Source organism: Vreelandella azerica (assembly GCF_013112225.1).
GTDB classification, from domain to species: domain Bacteria; phylum Pseudomonadota; class Gammaproteobacteria; order Pseudomonadales; family Halomonadaceae; genus Vreelandella; species Vreelandella azerica.
In genome coordinates, this window is sequence record NZ_JABFHI010000005.1 from 84091 (window position 1) to 101491 (window position 17401).

The 17401-nt window shown below is 57.3% G+C and carries 16 protein-coding genes and 2 pseudogenes; 6 read left to right on the forward strand and 12 right to left on the reverse strand.

Annotated features, from left to right (window positions below; genetic code table 11):
* Positions 1-23: 23 nt before the first annotated feature.
* The 9 genes and pseudogenes from HLB35_RS12570 to HLB35_RS18965 all read right to left on the reverse strand — a co-directional run.
* Positions 24-972 (reverse strand): annotated as a pseudogene (locus HLB35_RS12570) (MBL fold metallo-hydrolase).
* Positions 973-1096: 124 nt separating this feature from the next.
* Positions 1097-1759: a peroxiredoxin gene (locus HLB35_RS12575; protein WP_171702854.1), complete on the reverse strand. Its 663-nt coding sequence runs from the start codon at positions 1757-1759 to the stop codon at positions 1097-1099.
* Positions 1760-1984: 225 nt separating this feature from the next.
* Positions 1985-2986 carry a cytochrome d ubiquinol oxidase subunit II gene (gene cydB / locus HLB35_RS12580; protein ID WP_171702855.1) on the reverse strand — a complete coding sequence of 334 codons (1002 nt, stop codon included), beginning with the start codon at positions 2984-2986 and terminating at the stop codon, positions 1985-1987.
* Positions 2983-4404: a cytochrome ubiquinol oxidase subunit I gene (locus HLB35_RS12585; RefSeq protein ID WP_171702856.1), complete on the reverse strand. Its 1422-nt coding sequence runs from the start codon at positions 4402-4404 to the stop codon at positions 2983-2985. Before HLB35_RS12585 ends, cydB begins: the two co-directional genes overlap by 4 nt.
* A gap of 106 nt (positions 4405-4510) precedes the next feature.
* Entirely contained in the window at positions 4511-6283 is a 1773-nt protein-coding gene (gene cydC / locus HLB35_RS16525) for a thiol reductant ABC exporter subunit CydC (RefSeq protein ID WP_328731810.1), read from the reverse strand.
* Positions 6270-6602, reverse strand: a complete 333-nt coding sequence (locus HLB35_RS18510) for an ATP-binding cassette domain-containing protein (protein ID WP_328731811.1) — start codon at positions 6600-6602, stop codon at positions 6270-6272. Before HLB35_RS18510 ends, cydC begins: the two co-directional genes overlap by 14 nt.
* Positions 6596-7966 carry an ABC transporter ATP-binding protein/permease gene (locus tag HLB35_RS12595; RefSeq protein WP_328731812.1) on the reverse strand — a complete coding sequence of 457 codons (1371 nt, stop codon included), beginning with the start codon at positions 7964-7966 and terminating at the stop codon, positions 6596-6598. The genes HLB35_RS18510 and HLB35_RS12595 overlap by 7 nt, the downstream gene beginning before the upstream one ends.
* A gap of 160 nt (positions 7967-8126) precedes the next feature.
* Complete coding sequence (locus tag HLB35_RS16530) at positions 8127-9158, reverse strand: sensor domain-containing diguanylate cyclase (protein ID WP_235937176.1); 1032 nt, start codon at positions 9156-9158, stop codon at positions 8127-8129.
* Positions 9159-9244: 86 nt separating this feature from the next.
* A pseudogene (locus HLB35_RS18965) lies at positions 9245-9436 on the reverse strand (PAS domain-containing protein); the annotation flags it as partial.
* A gap of 214 nt (positions 9437-9650) precedes the next feature.
* On the opposite strand from HLB35_RS18965, the gene HLB35_RS12605 reads away from it, so the two are divergent.
* The 3 genes from HLB35_RS12605 to HLB35_RS12615 all read left to right on the forward strand — a co-directional run bounded on the left by HLB35_RS12605 (position 9651) and on the right by HLB35_RS12615 (position 12322).
* Positions 9651-10220, forward strand: coding sequence for a YgjV family protein (locus tag HLB35_RS12605; RefSeq protein WP_171702857.1), 570 nt, complete (start codon positions 9651-9653; stop codon positions 10218-10220).
* Positions 10221-10592: 372 nt separating this feature from the next.
* Positions 10593-11906, forward strand: a complete 1314-nt coding sequence (hglS, locus tag HLB35_RS12610) for a 2-oxoadipate dioxygenase/decarboxylase HglS (RefSeq protein WP_171702858.1) — start codon at positions 10593-10595, stop codon at positions 11904-11906.
* Between the two features lie 119 nt (positions 11907-12025).
* Positions 12026-12322, forward strand: a complete 297-nt coding sequence (locus HLB35_RS12615) for a hypothetical protein (RefSeq protein WP_216601522.1) — start codon at positions 12026-12028, stop codon at positions 12320-12322.
* Positions 12323-12338: 16 nt separating this feature from the next.
* On the opposite strand, the gene HLB35_RS12620 is transcribed toward HLB35_RS12615, so the two are convergent.
* On the reverse strand, positions 12339-12902 hold the full coding sequence (locus tag HLB35_RS12620) for a gamma-glutamylcyclotransferase (protein WP_171702859.1): 564 nt from the start codon (positions 12900-12902) through the stop codon (positions 12339-12341).
* 32 nt (positions 12903-12934) lie between these two features.
* On the opposite strand from HLB35_RS12620, the gene HLB35_RS12625 reads away from it, so the two are divergent.
* Positions 12935-13846 carry a histone deacetylase family protein gene (locus HLB35_RS12625; protein WP_171702860.1) on the forward strand — a complete coding sequence of 304 codons (912 nt, stop codon included), beginning with the start codon at positions 12935-12937 and terminating at the stop codon, positions 13844-13846.
* A gap of 32 nt (positions 13847-13878) precedes the next feature.
* The gene (locus HLB35_RS12630; protein WP_171702861.1) at positions 13879-14718 is read left to right on the forward strand and encodes a sirohydrochlorin chelatase; all 840 of its coding nucleotides are present in this window, start codon (positions 13879-13881) and stop codon (positions 14716-14718) included.
* A 33-nt stretch (positions 14719-14751) separates the two neighbouring features.
* Here HLB35_RS12630 and HLB35_RS17385 read toward each other — a convergent pair whose 3' ends face one another.
* Both HLB35_RS17385 and HLB35_RS12635 read right to left on the reverse strand, forming a co-directional pair.
* Positions 14752-14865, reverse strand: coding sequence for a cell division protein ZipA C-terminal FtsZ-binding domain-containing protein (locus tag HLB35_RS17385; protein WP_235937177.1), 114 nt, complete (start codon positions 14863-14865; stop codon positions 14752-14754).
* Positions 14862-15350, reverse strand: coding sequence for a hypothetical protein (locus HLB35_RS12635; RefSeq protein ID WP_235937178.1), 489 nt, complete (start codon positions 15348-15350; stop codon positions 14862-14864). Before HLB35_RS12635 ends, HLB35_RS17385 begins: the two co-directional genes overlap by 4 nt.
* A 319-nt stretch (positions 15351-15669) precedes the next feature.
* On the opposite strand from HLB35_RS12635, the gene HLB35_RS12640 reads away from it, so the two are divergent.
* Positions 15670-17388, forward strand: a complete 1719-nt coding sequence (locus HLB35_RS12640; protein WP_171702862.1) for a methyl-accepting chemotaxis protein — start codon at positions 15670-15672, stop codon at positions 17386-17388.
* Positions 17389-17401 lie beyond the last annotated feature (13 nt).

The window sequence follows — 17401 nt, forward strand, 5'->3', positions numbered from 1 at the left end:
GAGTATAGCGCAGCGCTGTTGCGTTATTCCCAGGCGGCGCCTTCCAGGGCGTCGAGAGGAATTTTCAGATAGCGCTTACCATTGGCTTCCGGTTCAGGCAGACGCCCACCCCGGGTGTTGACCTGCAGGGCATGCAGAATCAGCTTGGGCATCGGCAGTTCGCTGTCGCGTTGGTTGCGTAGGGCAATAAAACCTTCCTCGCTGACATTGGCCAGATGGGGATTGACCGCCTTCTGCTCTTTTACCGTGCTTTCCCACTGGGGCTCACGGCCATTAGGCATGTAGTCATGGCCGGTAAACAGGCGGGTATCGTCCGGCAGAGCGAGAATGGCCTGAATGGAATCCCATAGTGTCTTAGCGCTGCCGCCGGGGAAGTCAGCGCGGGCGGTGCCAAAATCCGGCTGGAAAATCGTGTCATGGATAAAGGCTGCATCGCCAATCACGTAGGTGATTGACGCCAGCGTATGACCGGGAGAAAACATGACGCGCGTCCATGTCACCCACTTTGAACGTATCGCCTTCGCTGAACAGATGATCCCACTGGCGGCCATCGGCTGGGAAGTCTGGCCAGTGATAAATACCTTTCCAGAGCTCCTGAACATCCTTGACATAGCTGCCAATGGCGGTGGGTGCTCCGGTTTTTTCCTTCAGATAGTGGGCAGCGGAAAAGTGATCGGCGTGAGGGTGGGTATCAAGAATCCACTCGACTTCAAACCCCTGTTCTGCCACATACGCCAGTAATTCATCAGCGTGATGGGTCGCGGTAGCACCTGATTTTTCATCGTAATCAAGGACTGGGTCAATGATGGCGCATTTTTTCGTTGCCGGGTCGCTGACGATGTACTGGACGCTGAAGGTGCGCGGCTCAAAAAAGCCTGCAACGTCTGGGGTATGGGCGCCGGTGCTTTGAGAGAGAAAACCTTTGCATGTCGGCCTCCTGAAATATCTGCGCTGGAACCACAAGGGTGGCATGGCCACCCCAGGGGACAGGATATATCAATAAGTGATGAGATTATGCACGTATCTATCCATGTATATGCTGGTGATAGGGTGCTTTTACAAGGCTAAGACGTGTCTGCGCCCCATCGACAGCCGGTTAAAGCGTTTTCTTGCAGAAATACCAATCAGTGTATTCGTAACCTTCCTTTTGGCCTTCGCTATGGCGAGCGTCAGCGGCTTCTGCCGTGCTAGGCGGCGGAACAATAACCGGCTCGCCCGGCAGCCAGTTTTCCGGCGTGGCCACGCCATGTTCATCGCTGGTCTGCAGTGACTGCACCAGGCGCACGATTTCATCCACCGAGCGGCCATTGGTCATCGGGTAATAGAGCATGGCACGCAGGATGCCTTCAGGGTCGATGACGAAGGTGGCGCGGACAGCTGCGGTATCGCTGGCACCGGGCTGGATCATGCCGTAGGCATTGGCGACTTTCATGTCCAGATCGGCAATGATCGGGAAGGGAATCTCGACGCCAAAGTTATCCTTGATGCTGCGCGTCCAGGCGATATGTGCGTGGATGCTATCAATCGACAGGCCCAGCAGATCAGTATTAAGTGCTTCGAACTGATCGGCGCGGGTCGCAAAACCGGAGAATTCCGTGGTGCACACTGGGGTGAAATCAGCCGGGTGAGCAAACAGCACCAACCAACGGCCTTTATAGTCGCTCAGCGACTTTTGGCCGTGAGTAGTCTTGGCGTTGAAATCCGGAGCCGGACGATTCAATTGCGGCATGACAGGCTGCTTTTCTAACTGGGCTTCCATAATAGTTTCCTGTTTCTTCAAGTGGGTGAATGTCGTTCAGTCAGCGCGTTCAAGGCGCCCTTGCTGAATATGTTATAATCTTAGCGCATTTTATTATATAAGCAAGTGGAGCAAATTTATCAATAAGATAGGCGCAGGTTATGGCAGCCTTTTAGCCAAAAAAGGCGCCACTAGGGGCGCCTGAAGTCCGGCCACTTGGCCAGAGGAGAAAATATCTATTGCGTATTAATGGTAGCCTTCACCCACCTTGACCTTGCCGCGGAAGACCCAGTAGGACCAGGCGGTATAAGCCAGCACAATCGGGATGACAAACAGCACGCCAATCAGCAGAAACAGCTGTGATTCCGGTGCTGAGGAGGCATCCCAGATGGTGTAGTTAGGCGGTACAATCACCGGCCACTTGCTGGCAATCAGGCCCAGGTAGGTAAAGATGAATAGGCCCAACGCCATGACAAAAGGCAAGCCTTCACTCTGACGTTTGATGGCCCGAAAGAGCATGCCTGCACACACCAGGGCAAGGATCGGGAATATCCAGATCAGATGTAGCTGATTGAGCCAGCGCTCACGCACCTCCATGCTAACCAGAGGCGTCCACAGGCTTACAATGGCGAAGACTGCCAGAACCGCAAGCAGCAGCTTGGGCGCAATCCGGTAGGCCCACTGCTGAACGTGTCCTTCAGATTTTAGAATCAGCCAGGTGGCACCCAGCAGCGAGTAACCTGCCATCATGCCGAGGCCAGTCAGTACGGTAAAAGGAGACAGCCAATCCAGCGGGCCGCCGACGTAGACAAAGTCCTCAACCGCAAACCCTTGGATATAGGCACCGACTACTGCCCCCTGAGCAAAAGTGGCAATGGCAGAACCCCAACAGAATGCACGGTTCCACCAATGGCGGTTTTTCTTTGACTTGAAGCGGAACTCAAAGGAAATACCGCGAAAGATAAGCCCGGCCAGCATCAGGAACACCCCGATATAAAGCGCTGGCAAGAATACTGAGTAGACCAGCGGGAAGGCGCCGAGCAGCCCGGCGCCCCCTAGTACCAGCCAGGTTTCATTGCCATCCCACACCGGAGCGACCGAATTCATCATCACATCTCGGGACTCTTCATCTGGGGCGAAGGGGTAGAGAATCCCCAACCCCAGATCAAAGCCATCCATAAGAACATACATGATGATGCCGAAGCCGATGATGCCGGCCCAGATAATAGCTAGGTCAAAAGTAATCATGCTTTTGCTCCTTCAATGCTATTGTCCGTATCATCATCAAAAGGCGTATGGGCAGCTGACAATGGACGCTTAGGACGTTCAACTTCACCCTCAACTTCTACAGGTTCTTCCAGCATACCATTACGGACTACCCGGCTTAGGTAGTAGGCACCGATCAGGAAGACCACGCTGTAGACGCCGATATAGCCGATCAGAGTGAACAGTGCCATGCCGCCCGTCAGTGAGGGCGTTAAACCTTGGGCATGAGACATCACGCCATACACCAGCCAGGGCGCGCGACCTGCTTCGGTCACGATCCAGCCTGCCAGTACCGCCACAAAGGGTGAGGCAATCATGCCGACCAGCACTTTAAGGTAAAGAGGGCTTTCAAAAACGCGGCCTTTGCGACGCAGGAAGAGCCCCGCCAGAGCCACCCCTATCATCAGGAAGCCCAGGCCCACCATGATGCGGAACGACCAGAATACAATCGCCACTGGGGGTTGCTCGTCTACCGGCACAGCACTGATGCCTGGCACTTCACCGTCTGCATGATGGGTCAGCACGATGCTTGCCAGATTGGGAATACCGATCTCGAACAGATTGCTCTGAGAATCCTTGTCAGGTATGGCAAACAGCAGCAGCGGTACATTGCCGCTGGTTTCCCAGTTACCTTCCATAGCGGCGACCTTGGTTGGCTGGTGCTCAAGAGTATTCAGGCCGTGGAAATCACCGACCACTGCCTGGGCAGGGGTCAGAATCAACAGTAGCCACAGGCACATGGACAACGCCTTCTTGTTGGCTTCTACATCACGCTTGCGTAGCAGGAACCAGGCGCTGACGCCTGCCACCACAAAACCACCGGTCAGGAAGGAGGCCAATGCCATGTGGGTGAAGCGGTACCAGAACGACGGGTTAAAGATCGCTTCTGTCCAGGAAACGATATGGAAACGACCGTCGATCATTTCAAAGCCTGCGGGTGTCTGCATCCAGCTGTTGGCAGACAGAATCCAGAACGATGAGATAAAAGTACCAATGGCCACCATGATGGCGGCAAACAGGTGGACACCCTCTGGCACCTTATTACGCCCGAACAACAGCACCCCGAGGAAGGCGGCTTCCAGGAAGAAGGCCGTCACCACTTCATAGCTGAGAACCGGCCCCAGGAAGTTGGCGGTGGCATACGAGAAGTTGCTCCAGTTCGTACCAAACTGGAACGACATCACGATGCCCGATACCACCCCCATGCCGAAGACCACGGCAAACACCTTGGTCCAGAACAGGGCCAGGCGGTCCCAGGCGGGGTTTTCTGTCTTATAGAACAGGCCGTGAAGCACGGCAATATAGGATGCCAGGCCGATGGTGAACACCGGGAAGATGGCGTGGAAAGACACCACAAAGGCGAACTGCAGCCTGGATAACAATAGCGGATCTAAGTCCATGTTGACCTCCAGCTTGTGTCAGGAAAAACCGATGCAAATATTCTTTTTAAGAATAAGTTTATTGCATAATGTTTATTTTAAAGTAAACCAAATCTCCTATCAGCTTTTAAAGCGCGTTTTGGCACGGCGTATTGTCGCAGTGCTCCTTGGCGCTTGTGGCGCCGGATCCGTCAGCGTGGTGCAAGTGCCCGCTGTTGGCTAACGCCGGGTAAATTGCTCTCACTCTGTTGAGACGGAGAGTGCCGACGCTGATGCACCAGATAAACCACACTGCGTTGTTGTAGCCAGGTGTCCAGCCTGGCGGCCAACCGCTGTGCCGTTGCGCTGTCGACGCCGGCAAAGGGCTCATCCAGCAGCACCAGATCCGGGTCGCGCAGGTAAAGGCGTGCCAGTGCCACTCGGCGCGCCTGGCCGCCGGAAAGCTGACGCCCCCTTCACCGACCCGGGTGCGCAACCCCTTGGGCAGACTTTTAGCCCAGTCGGCAAGGTCGACGTTTTCCAGTGCCTGCCAAAGCAAGTCATCATCTGCTTCAGGATAGGCCACGCGCAGGTTGGCAGCCAGGCTGTCATCAAAAAGTTCACTGTGCTGGGTGAGTACGGCTACCCGCTGGCGCAGCTCATGTTCAGGCCAGTCGGCAAGGTTAATGCCGCCCAGCATGATATGCCCCTGAGAGGGCGCTAGCTGGCGGCTGATCAGCGCCGCCAGGGTGGATTTGCCTGACCCGGAATTGCCGGTAATCGCCAGGCGCTCACCGGGTGCCAGAGTGAATGACAGCGTATCAAGCGCGGGCTGCAAGGCGCCTGGATAGACGACGCTGACCGCGTCGAGCAAAAGCGTTTTAGCGTCCTGCGGTGGCGCCGTGGTGCCTGCTGAATACGTCATTCGCTTAGCGTCTAGCTGATTCAGCCGAGCCGCTGCCCCCTTGGTCGCGCCCAGCCAGGTGAAGGCCGCCGGCAGCGCACCGAGGGCTTCATTCATGGCCAGCACTGCCATGGGCAGCATGACCATGACCGCCCCGCTGATACTGCCTGCCTGCCAGGCCAGGGCCGCGAGCCACAGAGTCATCAGGGTCGCGGCGCTGACCAGCCAGGCCTGCAGGGCATTGCCCAGGGCAGCAAAGCGGCCAAGCTGGCGCTGATCCTGCTGCAGCTGTTGTTCAATAGCGTCCAGCTTGCGGCGATGATCATCAAGGCCTGAGTAGGCCTCCAGTTCTGCCAGCCCCTGGAGCTGTTCGATTGTCCGGCTGCGCAGGGCTTCCAGCTGGTGAACATGACGCTCACTGGCGGCCATCCCCAGCCGTGCCTGGCCAAGCGTCAGCCATAGCCAGCCGAGTAACAGCACAACACCAAGCAGCAGCCCTGCCTGCGGGACGAAAATCGCCACGCCAGCGCTGAGCAGCAAGATCGCCAGCAGGGCGACCGCCGGCGGCGCCATCAGGCGCAGATAAAGGCTGTCCAGGGTGTCGATGTCCGCGGTCAGGCGGTTGAGCCAGTCACTGGCGCGGCGCTTGGCTAGGCTGTGACCATCCAGTTGCGACAGTACGCCAAACATCTGGGTGCGTAAGTCGGCCAGCAGGCGCAGTACCGTATCGTGGTTGTAGATGCGCTCGATATAACGCGTAACGGTTCGACTGACGGCGAAAAAACGAATCGCGCCGCCCGGCACATAGACTTCTAAGCTGGCGGCGATGCCTGCAGCAAGCAACAAGCCGGTAATCCCGGTGGCGGTAATAAACCAGCCCGACACCGCCAGCAGGCCAAGCGCCGAGAGCAGCGTCAGCAGCATGATCAGGGCGCCCAACCATAGGCGCTTGCGCCGTCTGTTCAGCGCGGCCAGCCACGGGCGTAGGGTGACAATCAAGCTATCATGTGTCGTCATGGTGAGCCTCCGCTGCGCTGTCACGCTCGCTGAACTGGCCCTGTTCGATATGCCAGTGGCGATCCGCCAGAGCCATCAGCGTCGGATGGTGAGTAGCAATTACCAGGCTGCGACCTTCCTGCTGAAGCGCTTTTAGCGCGCTCATGACGGCTTGCTCGGTGGTTTCATCCAGACTGGCAGTGGGCTCATCAAGCAGTACCAGCGGTGCATGGGAAAGGAAAATGCGCGCCAGGGCCAAGCGCTGGGCTTGTCCGCCGGAAAGCCCTACGCCTCGCTCGCTGATGGCCGTATTGATGCCGTCAGCTAATTGGCTTACCAAGGCTCCCAAATGCGCTTTTTCAGCGCTTCAAGCAATTGGCTATCGCTGGCGTCTGGCGCGGCAAGGCGCAGATTATCCGCCAGAGTGCCCTGAATCAGCAGCGGGCGCTGGTCCATCCAGGCAAATCGCAGGTCGGCAGCACAGTGGCGCTGGCCTTCCCCTGCGTCGATAAAGCCGGCCAGCAGTTGCAGCAAGGTTGATTTGCCACTGCCCGATGGGCCTGTTAGTACGACAGTTTCCCCCGCCTGGAGTTGCAGTGTCAGCGGCCCAAGTACGCGCCCGCGACCAGGGTGAGTCACCGTAGCGTTTTCCAGGCTCAGCAAACCCTCAGAGGGTAAGACGGCAGGGGTTGTCTGCTCTTCGCCCTGACGGTTGGGCGGCGGTGTCTCATCCAGCAGCTTGACCAGGCTATCGGCAGCGCCCAGTGCCGCAGCCCTATCATGATAGTGCTGCGCCAGGCTGCGCAATGGCTGGAAGAACTCAGGGGCCAGCAGCAGAATCAGCAAGCCGCTGAACAGGGTGAGCTGATCAGAAGGGCCATAGTCAATATAGCCCAGTAGCCCAAAGCCGATGTAAATAGCGACTACGGCAATCGCGACTGAGGCGAAAAACTCCAGCACGGCTGAGGACAGGAACGCCAGCCGCAGGGTGCGCATACTGCGGACACGGTAGCCTTCGGAGGCCAGATGAACACTTTCCTGGGCGCTGGCGGTCTGGCCAAATAGCTGCAGCGTGGTCAGGCTGCGTACCCGATCAATAAAGTGCCCGGAAAGACGCGCCACGGCGGCAAACTGGTCACGATTAAGGCGCTCGGCCCCCATGCCGACCAGCGACATGAACAGCGGAATCATCGGCGCGGACAGAAACAGAAACAGCGCTGCCAGCCAGTCAAGACTCAAGGTGATGATCAGCACGCCCAGGGGCAGTAAGACTGAGAGCCACATCTGCACTCGAAAGCGCGCAAAATAGCCGTCCAGGGCTTCCACCTGCTCAACCAGCTGATGTGCCAATGAGGCTGAATGATAGCTGGCCAGGCGCACCGGCCCGAGCGCGGCCAAGTGTGATAGCAGCTCGCCGCGCAGGCGTTGGCGAATGGCCAGCGACGCCTGCTGGCTAACGCTTTCCTGAGCGTAGGTGAGCAGGCCGCGTAGCGGCAGAATCAGCAGCCACAATACAAACAACGCCGTCAGGCTTTCCAGTGGCTGCGCATCCACCACCAGAGCACTAACCAGCCAGGCAAACAGCAACATCTGCGCCCAGGTCAATGCGCCCGCCAGGGTGCCGGACACAACCGCTATCGCCAAGCGCCGCCGCTCAGTCGCTGCCAGCCGGGTCAATAATTGTTGTGCGCCAAGCGCCGCCATAATCATTCCTCAATTACGTGTACAGATTGTGTACTGGAATTAAAGACTACGACGAAAGATGAGTTTCACCAAGGGGAGTGCGTCAAAGCGACTCGTACGGCCGCAAAGGATGTTTTTACTGAGCTGGATCATTACCAGAACAGGACACGTTTGCTAACGGTTAGTTATCCATCACCGGCTGGGCTTCAACCACTTGGTTACGGCCTGCAAACTTGGCTTTGTAGAGAGCGTCGTCGAGGCGTTTCATGCAGCTGCGCGGGTTATCGGTGGGCTGTAGAGTGGTGACACCCAGGCTGGCGGTGAGATGGCCGATCACCGCGAAAGAGTGTTCTGCAATCAGGCGGCGCAGGCGTTCGGCCAGATGGCGGGCTTCGAGCAGGTCAGTGTCAGGCAGAATGATCACAAATTCTTCGCCGCCCCAGCGGGCCAGCAGGTCGGGTACACGCAGGTTGGCACTGAGCAGCCGGGTGAGAGCCACCAGAACATCATCGCCTACGTCATGGCCGTGGGTATCGTTGATCGGCTTGAAATGGTCAATATCCAGCATGATAAGGGCGCTGATCACACCATTACGCCGCCGCCGTGCCAGGGTCTTTTCAATTTCTTCATCAAAGCGTTTGCGGTTGTAAGCACCGGTCAGGTGGTCAGTAATGGCATTGCGTGCCAGCTCATCTTCCAGGCGTTGCTGTTCGGTGATGTCCTGCACCGTGCCAATCATGCGCAGCGCCCAGCCTGACGGGGTGAATTCAACCTGGCCCCGCTCGTGTAGTGTATGAATGCTACCGTCCGGGCGCACGACGCGATGAATGACATCATAGGGCGCCCCTTTCAAGGCTGCATCAAAGGCGGTCTGCACGGCGTTGCGGTCTTCCGGGTGGATAGCCTGCATGAAGATATCGTGGCTGATCCGCTCGCCGAAAGGGCGGCCAAACATCTGGTAAATCTGTTCACACCAGCGGATCTCACCGCTGTTAAAGTCTGAAACCCAATTGCCCAGACGCGCAATACGTTGGGCTTCCAGCAGATCTTTTTCGCGCTGCAGCAGGGCCATACGCTGGGCTTTACGTTCACTGATATCGCGCACCGTGGCCTGTAACAGGGTACCCTCATCAGGAAGGTCGAGGCGGTAAAGCATGACCTCAGCGCTGAATTCGCGACCGTGCAGATCCTTAAGGCACCATTCAAAAAGCATCGGCCGCTTTCCAGCGTCTGCGCGATCAGTTTGGCGCCCTGTACCTTGCTGAGCTTGCCATCAGGTTGGGTGGTGGGGGAAAGACGTTCAATATCCAGTGTGGCCAGGTCCTCGTCTTGAGGAATGGCGAAAAGTGCCAAGGTGGCAGGGTTACAGTCAATGATGCGCCCGTGTCTGAAAAACACGATAGCTTCACGAGACTGCAGAAAAGCAGCGCGATAGCGATAGAGTAAAGGGCTATCTGACGCGGTGCAGATAGCATTGTGTTGATGCTCCATGAAAAGGGTCCTGTTACGGAGTTCGAACACAGCAAGATTGCCGGCGGGCGTCAGCCTGTAATGGCATCACTAATCTAGAATTAAGTTACATTAATTGTAGCTGAAAACCACGTTAACCGCTTTAAAACGTACCTGAGTAATGATCTGTCGCATACCGCTTGCATAAAAATGTTGAATTCATTGGGGCTGGCTACTTTAAGGAGATTTAACAATCATGTGGGAAACATACGGTGTCAGTCTGCTGGCAGGGCAGTTTTTTGGCCTGGTGGCCCTGGCAATCTGCATAGCCGCCTTTGCCAGCAAGCAGGATGATCGCTTGATGGTGCTGCTGATCTCCGCCAATGTGGCTTTTGCGCTGCAGTTCATGTTTTTTGCCAGCTGGACGGCTGCGGTGCTGACCCTGTTGGTGATTGTGCGCATCATGCTGGCGCGGCGTTATGTGGGCAGCCGCAAGGTGCTGGTGGGGGTACTGCTCGCCAACCTGCTGGCGGCAGCGCTCACCTGGCAGCACTGGGTTGATGTGTTTCCGCTGATCGCCGCGACCCTGGGGTCATTGAGCATGTTCCTGCTACGCGGCATTGCCATGCGGGTCGGGCTGGGGCTGGCTGCGCTGGCGTGGATGCTTAACAACATCCTGATTGGCTCGATTGGCGGCACCCTGGCAGAAGGCCTGGTGGTGGTGACCAATGCCATTACCATCTGGCGTCTGTTGAGGGTGCGGCGCAAGTACCCAGAAGTATTTGATGCCAGCCTGGAGGAAGCGGCTCAGGAACGCCACAACTAGGGCCTGTTGACGTTTCATCGCGAACCGCGTTACTGCGCCAAAGAGCGTCAGGCAAGGCGCGACACGACGGCAATGGTGGTGCCCTTACCGAGTGGCGCAACGCCGCATGGCGTTCTTTGGCGTGCAACCCGAAGGGACAGGGCCCTTTTGGCACAGCCCTGCGTTGTTTGTCGCTGATTGGGAGCCACCCAACCACGCTCCTCACGCCTTGTTCTGCACCAAAAGAGCCTCTGTCGCGGCCGTGATGAAACGTCAACAGGCCCTAGGATCTGTTGGCGCCAATCTGCACGAAGAGCGGGAATTTTCGAACGAGTCAGCCGCGCCACTGGTTTATGGTAACTATTGGATACTTACCATCTTCTGGAGTGCATCATGACTGAGTGGGTTAGCCCCGATCATATACGCGACCGTTTTTCCAAGGCGATGTCGGCCATGTATCAGAGCGAAGTGCCTCAATACGGCACCTTGCTGGAACTGGTGGCGAGCGTCAATCAGCAGGTGCTGAACCAGTCGCCTGAACTGCACACCCGCATGCAGCAAGGTGGCGAGCTGCCGCGCCTGGGGGTGGAGCGTCACGGCGCTATCCGGGTGGGTACGCCTGCCGAGCTTGCCATGTTGCGCCGCCTGTTTGCGGTGATGGGCATGTTCCCGGTGGGGTATTACGACCTTTCTGAAGCCGGTGTGCCGGTTCACTCAACGGCTTTTCGGCCGATTGACGAGGCGTCACTAGGTTACAACCCCTTCAGGGTGTTTACCTCGCTGCTGCGCTTGGAGCTGATTGATGACCCGGCACTGCGCGAGCAGGCCAGTGCCATTCTGGCCGAGCGGGATATTTTCACGCCACAGGCCAAGGCGCTGATCGCACGCTACGAACAACAGGGCGGCCTGAACGAGCAGGATGCTGAGCAGTTTGTTGAGCAGGCGCTGGAGACCTTCCGCTGGCATGAGCAGGCAACGGTAGAGGTGGCCACCTATCAGGCGCTTAGCCAGGAACATCGTCTGATCGCTGACGTGGTATGTTTCCGCGGCCCGCATATCAATCACCTTACCCCGCGCACCCTGGATATTGATGCTGTTCAGCGGCAGATGCCGGAATACGGCATCGACCCCAAGGCGGTGATTGAAGGGCCACCCCGCCGTCAGTGTCCTATCCTGCTGCGCCAGACCAGCTTCAAGGCGCTGGATGAGCCGATCCGTTTTGCGGATGCCGCTGAAGGCTACCACAGCGCCCGTTTTGGTGAGATTGAGCAGCGCGGTGTGGCCCTGACGCATAAAGGCCGGGCCCTGTATGACCGCTTGCTGGCCAAGGCACGTCAAACGCCTGCTGCAGATAACGCTGCCCATCAAGCGGCGCTGCAGGACGCCTTCAGTGACTTTCCGGATGATGAAAACACCTTACGGCGTGAAAAGCTGGCGTTCTTCCACTACCGGGCTGATCCAGGTGTGAGCGTTACCCCTTCACAGGATATCGAGTCGTTGATTGCCGCAGGCGCTCTGGTCGCCACGCCGATGATCTACGAAGATTTTCTGCCCATCAGTGCTGCCGGTATCTTTCAATCCAATCTGGGCGATGCCAACCGTGATGAATACCAGAGCCGCTCTAACCAGGCGCAGTTTGAACAGGCGCTGGGCGCCCAGGTAACCGACGAGATCAGCCTGTATGCAGAGCGTGAAAAACCTCGCTGAACCAGGCGCTGGCAGCGCTGGGTGTGAATGACTAGACAGTGGGGATAAATGGGATTGCAGCCCGTGCCTTGCCGTGGTGTAGTTCTCCGCCTTGATGAATGCAAAAGGCAGGCAAGCGGATGATACACACAAATGGATTTTTTGAAGGCGTAGGAGAAACCATTGGCGAGGCGATCAGCGCCCTGGTAACCGGGCTTTTGTCCTTGTCAGAGGGTTCTCTGGGTGCCTTTGAAGATTTTATCAGAGGGCTGGCCGGGTCGCTGGGCATCAGCCCGTCATTTTTCAGCATACTGGTGCTGGTGATCGGGCTGTGGGTGCTGTGGCGGGGCATCAGCGCTCTGCTGCGCGGTGCTCTGCTGGGCGCCATTGTGCGCATTGTGCTGGGACTGATGATTCTATCCTGGCTGTTGACCTAGCCGCTTCGTGGCGACCCTAGCGCAGGGCCAGCAGGTGCCTTTCCAGCGCCATGATATGGTCATCCTCAACGGCCATCTCGCGTAGTGCTTGAGCCAGATTAAGCAGGTAATCACGGTTCGGGCCGCTTGGGCCGTGGGCGCGGTCAATCTGCTCGGCGATAGCCGCGAGAGGCGATTCTCCCAGGAAGGCCGGATTATCCTGAGTGGCCATGTAAACTAGGCCACTCGCGGTACTGTTATCGCTGAAGTGCAGGCTAACGGTTTCCCGCAGGTAGCCATTCTTTTCACGGATATCCAGCGGTTTGAGCGTCTCGCCGCTGATCCGGTAGGCCATGCCATGGCAGGGCGTGCCCGGCGAGGCGATCAGGGTTGCTACCCGACCCGGTGATTCAAGAGTGCCGCGGTGATCGTGGGAGCCCTGCCAGAAGCGCCGCTCCCAGCCATAAATCGTGGCTCGGCGGCGCTCCAGGTAAGGGAAGTCCGCTTTCCAGATTAGCGAGCCATAGCCAAACAGCCAGACTGATTCGTCATCCGCAATCGGGTGGCGCTGCTGGTTGAGCGCGCTGGTATCCTGCATCATGTTTGCTCCCGTGTGAAATCGAGTGTCTGACAATGCCGCTGACCGTTATTCATCACCCTGGCTATACCATTGAGCTGCCTGATAATCATCCTTTCCCGATGATGAAGTTTCGCGTGCTGCGCGAACAGTTGGCGAATGCGCAACTAGCGATGCCAATCCGCTGGGAAAAGCCACAGCCGGCCAGCTTGCAGGCGTTACATCGCGTACACCACAAAGAGTATATCAGTGCACTGATCAGCGGGCAGCTTGACCGTGCCGCCCAGCGGCGCAGCGGCTTTGGCTGGTCGCCTGCTCTGGTTGAGCGGGTGCGGCTTGAGACCGGCGGCACCCTGCTAACGGTGGAAGCCGCGCTGGCCACTGGGCTGGCGTGCAATTCCGCCGGTGGCACTCACCATGCCCACGCGGATGCGGCCAGCGGCTACTGCCTGATCAATGACCTGGCGGTGGCCGCTGCCGATGCCCTGGCCAGGGGCTGGGTCTCCCGGGTGCTGATTGTGGATCTCGATGTGCATCAGGGCGACGGCACGGCGCGGCTGTTTACCCATGAGGCGGGTGTGTTTACATTTTCCATCCATGCTGGCCGCAATTTTCCAGCGCGCAAGGCACGTAGCGATCTGGATATCGCCTTGGAGAACGGCCTGGAAGACGCTGACTATCTCAGTGCGCTAGAGGCGCGCTTGCCGGGGCTGCTCGCCGCCTATCAGCCGGATCTGGTGCTGTATGATGCCGGGGTGGACGTACACCGGGATGACCGGCTGGGCTATCTGGCGCTGAGTGATGCTGGCTTGTATCAGCGTGACTATTACGTGCTGACCGCCTGCCGCGAGCGCAATATTCCGGTCGCCGCAGTCATTGGCGGTGGTTACGATCGTGATATTGCCGCTCTGGCCGCGCGCCATGCCCAGCTGCATCGTGCCGCCGCCGATGTGTTAGCCAGTGGTTGAATCAGATGACCCATACATAGTCAGGAGACAGCATGCAGGCAATTTTTCTGGTCGATAACGGTTCCTTGCGGCCCGAGGCCACCCTTAATCTGCGCCGCGTGGCGGCTCTGTTGAGTGAACGTAGCGGCCACTCGGTGCAGGCAGCCTCATTGCTGCATTCCAACAAGGTGCCTGCTGAGGCGCTGGGCGGCGAGCCTGCTGTTACGCTGGGGCCTGCCGTTGAGAAAGCGGCCCTGGCAGGTGCCGAAGATATCATTGTGTTGCCGTTCTTTTTTGGCCCTAGCCGCGCCCTGACCGACTACCTACCGGAACGTATGGCGGCAGCACAGGCACGTTTTCCGGGTCTGCGCGTGCGTGTAGCCATGCCGCTGGTGGATGAGCTGGGCGAGGTGGATACGGGCCTGGCGCAATTGCTGGCTGATAATGTACGTGAGCAATTGATGCCGGAGACTCAGCCCAGCGTGGTGCTGGTGGATCACGGCAGCCCTATCCCGGAGGTGGCGGCCATTCGTCAGCGCCTGACCGGGCAGTTAAGTATGCTGCTGGCGGATGAGGTTCGCTGTGTTACCTCGGCCTCCATGGAGCGGCGCGAAGGCGATGCCTATCGCTTTAACGAGCCCCTGCTGGAGACTCTGCTGGCTAATCCGGCGCTGCCAGAAGGCGAAGTCATTCTCGCCATGCTGTTTTTATCGCCAGGCCGACATGCCGGTGAAGGCGGGGATATTGCCACTATTAATGCCGCTGCCATGCAGGAACGTCCGACATTAAAAATCGTATCTACCCGGCTGGTGGGAGAGCATGACGGCATTGTCGAGATTCTGCAGTCACGCCTTGCTACCGTGCTGGAAGGTCAATGTCTGCTGGAATGCTGAGTTTCTGGATGTTCGATCGACGTTTGGCAACTGTCAGCCAATAATCCTGCGGTAGGTCTCATCCGAGGCGGGCTCACGGTTGGCGTCCAGCATGTCACCCTCGAACAGTTCACCAATTTCCTTGGCGATATCGACATAGGCAATCATCTGCTTGTTGCGCCTTTTGTGCAGCGGCGGCTTGACCAGCAGGCTGATCCCGCGGATAGGCTGATGCACCTCGCCGCGTAACAGATCAGGCATCTCCCCGGCGGAAAGGCATTGGCAATGGTGATTGGGTTGGAAGGCTGCACGCCGTCGATATGAAAGACCTTCTTGATCGGGTCAAAGCGGGCCTGTTTGTCTTCCAGCCATTCGGTCAGGCGTTGGTCGGTGGCTTCATCGGGATGTGCAAAAATCACAAAGAGTGAGTGCTGCTTACCCTTGGCCCGCGTTTTATTGCTGCCACCCGTCTCTGTTTCTGACGGGCTGTCAATCGCGCCAGATTTAGTTGTTTGGGTGTCTAGAGCGTCTTGAGAATGCTGCTCATCCTTGTCGCTGCTACCCCGGGTTGCCATAACAATCAGCACGGCCACTGCAGCCAGGCCCAGCAACACCGAGCAAGCGGCCAGCGCGATGACCAGTGAATTATCCATTGACATCTCCTCGAAGCTTGTAGCGTAGGTTTGATGATCAATCTAACAGCCTGTTGCTGGCTGCAGCGGGCTAAAAAAGCCCCTAATAGGCCAGGGTTTTTGAGCCTTCATGCATTCCGCTCTGGTGTAGTTCCCAGTCATGAAAATAAAAATCATGCCTTGTTGATGTACATCAAATGGCGGACTGACACTTTACGCCAAGAATATGTATTATTGTTAAATATAGCTATCAAGACAGAAGATGCTGGCTATCACTAACCACGTTTTTTATCAGAGTAGGTTCTTTGCCTGATCCCTTATCCTGCCGGAAGGAGTACAAATGCGCGTAACCATAAAGGCACGCCTGATTACGGTGATCAGCGTGATGTTGATATTGATGCTGATAGTAGGTGCTATGGGGTTTAGCGGCATGCTGTCATCCAACCGAGCAGTGGATACCATTTATCAGGATAACCTGCGCAACACGCAGCGCATTGCGGCGTTGAATGAGTATGCCAAGGATATGATCATGGAGCTGTCGCTGTCGGGTCAGCACAACCCGATATTGCCGGTCAGCCGCTTGCATGATCACCCGGTGCAGCTGCATATGGACAACATTGTCCAGAACCTTTCCAACATTGATGCGACCTGGGAAGCCTTGATGGCCCGCGACCTTCCGGCTGACGTCGCTGCGCTGGCAGAACAGTTCCGGGAAGACTATCGCGTATTGCTGTCTATTATTGCGCCGATCATGCCGATGTACAGCATGGGCAATTTCGAACAGGCAGATGAACAGGCGTTTACTGAAGCATTGCCTGCCTATCGCCAGATGAGTGACACCCTGACAGAGCTGATTGAGCTTGAAGAGCGGGCGGCACAGGATGAATACCAGTCAGCGCTGTCGCGCGCTGATTTTATGCGTAATCTGATGATTGGTGCCTTGATCATTGCCGTACTGCTTGGCGGCATCATGGGCTGGCTGCTGATTCAGCGTATTACTCAACCTTTGGCGATGGCGCGCAAGCATTTCCATGCCATGGCAGAGGGAGATCTTACCCATAAAGTCACGTCCAGCCATCGCGATGAAATCGGCGATATGCTGATTGAGCTCGATGACATGCAAAGCAAGTTACAATCGCTGATCGGTGAAATCCAGACGTCGGCTGACGCGATTTCGACCGCTTCCTCGCAGATTTCCACCGGTAACATTGATCTTTCCCAGCGTACCGAGCAACAGGCCTCCAGCCTGCAGGAAACAGCGGCAAGCATGGAGCAGGTAGCGTCTACGGTGAAAAACAATACCCAGCATACCGGTGAAGCCAACCAGCTCGCCCATACCGCCAGCCGGTCGGCCAGCTATGGGGGCGACAAGGTCTCTGAAGCCGTCGGCAAAATGCACGAGTTGACCGAAAGCTCGGAGAAAATCAGCGGTATCGTCAGCCTGATCGACGGCATTGCTTTTCAGACCAACATCCTGGCCTTGAACGCCTCTGTAGAAGCGGCACGTGCCGGTGAACAGGGGCGCGGCTTTGCCGTGGTAGCCCAGGAAGTGCGCAGCCTGGCCCAGCGCTCCGCCGATGCCGCCAAGCAGATTCAGGGGCTGATTGTAGAAAACGATGAGGTGGTCAAGCAGGGCAGTTCGCTGGTGGAAGCCGTGGGTGATTCCATGCAGCAGATTGTGACCAATATCGGCAAGGTGTCAGACCTGATGGAAGAGGTCAGCCGGGCATCTGATGAGCAGACCTCGGCGATTGACCAGATGAGCACGGCGATCAACCAGATGGATGACGTGACTCAGCAGAATGCGGCGCTGGTGGAAGAAACCGCCAATGCGTCTGCCTCTATGGAAGAACAGGCGCGCGACCTGGCTAAAGCAGTCGCCTTCTTCAGAATCCGTCAAGGCGAAGCGCGCCCAGCGTTGATGACGCCGCCTGCCGAAGCAGCGCGTCCTGCGTTGCAAGCCAATGGCTCAAGCCGCCCCACGGCGCCCAAGACGTTGTATCAGCGCAAGCCTGTTGAGACACCGTCACAGGATGAGGACGATTGGGAAACCTTCTGACCATTACGATGAT

What these genes read in the sequence shown, in the direction of transcription:
- hglS (WP_171702858.1), top strand. Translation starts at nt 10,593, where the DNA reads ATGACTGAGTGGGTTAGCCCCGATCATATACGCGACCGTTTTTCCAAG.
- cydC (WP_328731810.1), bottom strand. Translation starts at nt 6,283, where the DNA reads ATGACGACACATGATAGCTTGATTGTCACCCTACGCCCGTGGCTGGCC.
- cydB (WP_171702855.1), bottom strand. Translation starts at nt 2,986, where the DNA reads ATGATTACTTTTGACCTAGCTATTATCTGGGCCGGCATCATCGGCTTC.
- HLB35_RS12640 (WP_171702862.1), top strand. Translation starts at nt 15,670, where the DNA reads ATGCGCGTAACCATAAAGGCACGCCTGATTACGGTGATCAGCGTGATG.
- HLB35_RS12605 (WP_171702857.1), top strand. Translation starts at nt 9,651, where the DNA reads ATGTGGGAAACATACGGTGTCAGTCTGCTGGCAGGGCAGTTTTTTGGC.
- HLB35_RS12620 (WP_171702859.1), bottom strand. Translation starts at nt 12,902, where the DNA reads ATGATGCAGGATACCAGCGCGCTCAACCAGCAGCGCCACCCGATTGCG.
- HLB35_RS12625 (WP_171702860.1), top strand. Translation starts at nt 12,935, where the DNA reads ATGCCGCTGACCGTTATTCATCACCCTGGCTATACCATTGAGCTGCCT.
- HLB35_RS16530 (WP_235937176.1), bottom strand. Translation starts at nt 9,158, where the DNA reads ATGCTTTTTGAATGGTGCCTTAAGGATCTGCACGGTCGCGAATTCAGC.
- HLB35_RS12615 (WP_216601522.1), top strand. Translation starts at nt 12,026, where the DNA reads ATGATACACACAAATGGATTTTTTGAAGGCGTAGGAGAAACCATTGGC.
- HLB35_RS12630 (WP_171702861.1), top strand. Translation starts at nt 13,879, where the DNA reads ATGCAGGCAATTTTTCTGGTCGATAACGGTTCCTTGCGGCCCGAGGCC.
- HLB35_RS17385 (WP_235937177.1), bottom strand. Translation starts at nt 14,865, where the DNA reads ATGATTGCCTATGTCGATATCGCCAAGGAAATTGGTGAACTGTTCGAG.
- HLB35_RS12595 (WP_328731812.1), bottom strand. Translation starts at nt 7,966, where the DNA reads ATGGCGGCGCTTGGCGCACAACAATTATTGACCCGGCTGGCAGCGACT.
- HLB35_RS12575 (WP_171702854.1), bottom strand. Translation starts at nt 1,759, where the DNA reads ATGGAAGCCCAGTTAGAAAAGCAGCCTGTCATGCCGCAATTGAATCGT.
- HLB35_RS12635 (WP_235937178.1), bottom strand. Translation starts at nt 15,350, where the DNA reads ATGGATAATTCACTGGTCATCGCGCTGGCCGCTTGCTCGGTGTTGCTG.
- HLB35_RS12585 (WP_171702856.1), bottom strand. Translation starts at nt 4,404, where the DNA reads ATGGACTTAGATCCGCTATTGTTATCCAGGCTGCAGTTCGCCTTTGTG.